Origin of the sequence: Spirillospora sp. NPDC049652 (genome assembly GCF_040675125.1) — a bacterium.
Classification (GTDB): Bacteria; Actinomycetota; Actinomycetes; order Streptosporangiales; family Streptosporangiaceae; genus Spirillospora.
In genome coordinates, this window is record NZ_JBFAOF010001191.1 from 1 (window position 1) to 1,921 (window position 1,921).

A 1,921-nucleotide genomic window follows, 5' to 3' on the forward strand; every position below is an offset into this window, starting at 1 on the left:
CCGGTCGGTGTCGCGGTCCCGTGCCGCGCCCGCGGCGGCGACCGCGGAACCGGTCCGGCGGCGGCCGCCCGAAATCCCCACCGGAACAAAGGCGGCCTCAGGATCTTGTCGGTATGACACATCTCTGCGGCGGGTTCCCGGTCGATACGCTCGAGCCCGATGTGATGTGGACAACGGAAGGCATGAGGATGAGTCGCTCTGTCCTGGTGACGGGCGGGAACCGGGGCATCGGCCTGGCGATCGCGCGTGAGCTGGCCGCCGCCGGTGACAAGGTCGCCGTCACCTACCGCTCCGGCGAGCCCCCGGAGGGGCTGTTCGGGGTGCGCTGCGACGTGACCAGCTACGAGGACGTGGACGCCGCGTTCGCGAAGGTGGAGGCCGAGCAGGGCCCGGTCGAGGTGGTGGTGGCGAACGCGGGCATCACCAAGGACACGCTGCTGGCCATCATGAGCGAGGAGGCGTTCACCTCCGTCGTGGACACCAACCTCACCGGCGCGTTCCGGGTCGCCAAGCGGTCGGTGAAGGGCATGATGCGGGCCCGCCGGGGGCGGATCATCCTGGTCTCCTCGGTGGTCGGGCTGCTCGGCTCGGCGGGGCAGGCCAACTACGCCGCGTCCAAGGCGGGCATGGTCGGCTTCGCCCGGTCGCTCGCCCGCGAGCTGGGCTCGCGCGGGATCACCGTCAACGTCGTCGCGCCCGGCTTCGTCGACACCGACATGACCGCCGCGCTGACCGAGGACCAGCAGAAGACGATCAAGAGCGTGATCCCGCTCGGCCGCACCGCGCGGCCGGAGGAGATCGCCAAGACCGTCGGGTTCCTGGCGTCCGACGACGCCGCCTACATCACCGGCGCGGTCATCCCGGTGGACGGCGGCCTGGGAATGGGGCACTGAGCGCGATGGGCATCCTCGAAGGCAAGAACATCCTGGTCACCGGCGTCCTCACGGACGCCTCGATCGGGTTCCACGTCGCGCGCGTCGCGCAGGAGCAGGGCGCGCGCGTCGCGCTGACCGCCTACCCGCGGCCGACGCTGACCGCCCGCACCGCCAAGCGGCTGCCGTCCGGCCCCGACGACGTCCCGCCGGTCATCGAGCTGGACGTCACCAACGCCGAGCAGCTCGACGCGCTCGCCGGGAACCTCGCCGACGCGGGCTTCGACCGGCTGGACGGCGTCGTCCACTCGATCGGGTTCGCGCCGCAGACCGCGCTCGGCGGCAACTTCCTGGACACACCGTGGGAGGACGTCGCGGTCGCCGTGCACTCCTCGGCGTACTCGCTGAAGTCGCTCACCATGGCGTGCCTGCCGCTGATGAAGGACGGCGGGTCGGTCGTCGGGCTCGACTTCGACGCCACCAAGGCGTGGCCGGTGTACGACTGGATGGGCGTGGCCAAGGCCGGCCTGGAGTCCACCTGCCGCTACCTGGCCAAGTACCTCGGCCCGCAGAACGTCCGGGTGAACCTGGTCGCCGCCGGGCCGCTCGGCACCATGGCCGCCAAGAGCATCCCCGGTTTCCAGACGATGACCGACCTGTGGCCGCGCACCGCGCCGCTCGGCTGGGACATCAAGGACAGCGAGCCCACCGCGAAGGCGATCGTGGCGCTGCTGTCGGACTGGTTCCCGGCGACCACCGGCGAGATCCTGCACGTGGACGGCGGCCTGCACGCGGTCGGCGCCCCGCCCGCGTGACCCTTCCCGCGTGATCCCACCGCGCGTGCCCCGCACGCGCGGAACCTCGCACATGTGAACGGCGGTGGCCCGGTCGGGAACCGGGCCACCGCCGTTCCACGTCGTGGCGCGGCGGGGGGGGGGGTTTCTCCCCCGGGCCCCCCGCTTAGAGAAAAGAGGGGTAGGGCGGGGGGGGGGGGCCCGCGGGGGGGGAGCGGGGGGGGGGGGACCCGGGGGGCGCGGGCCCCCCGGCGG

General features: G+C 72.8%; 2 protein-coding genes. Both read left to right on the forward strand.

What is annotated here, in order from left to right:
- Nucleotides 1-188 precede the first annotated feature (188 nt).
- Complete coding sequence (gene fabG / locus AB0J52_RS38440) at nucleotides 189-893, forward strand: 3-oxoacyl-[acyl-carrier-protein] reductase (protein WP_500187959.1); 705 nt, start codon at nucleotides 189-191, stop codon at nucleotides 891-893.
- 5 nt (nucleotides 894-898) lie between these two features.
- The gene (gene fabI / locus AB0J52_RS38445) at nucleotides 899-1,687 is read left to right on the forward strand and encodes an enoyl-ACP reductase FabI (protein WP_117356066.1); all 789 of its coding nucleotides are present in this window, start codon (nucleotides 899-901) and stop codon (nucleotides 1,685-1,687) included.
- Nucleotides 1,688-1,921 lie beyond the last annotated feature (234 nt).

What these genes read in the sequence shown, in the direction of transcription:
- fabG (WP_500187959.1), top strand. Translation starts at nt 189, where the DNA reads ATGAGTCGCTCTGTCCTGGTGACGGGCGGGAACCGGGGCATCGGCCTG.
- fabI (WP_117356066.1), top strand. Translation starts at nt 899, where the DNA reads ATGGGCATCCTCGAAGGCAAGAACATCCTGGTCACCGGCGTCCTCACG.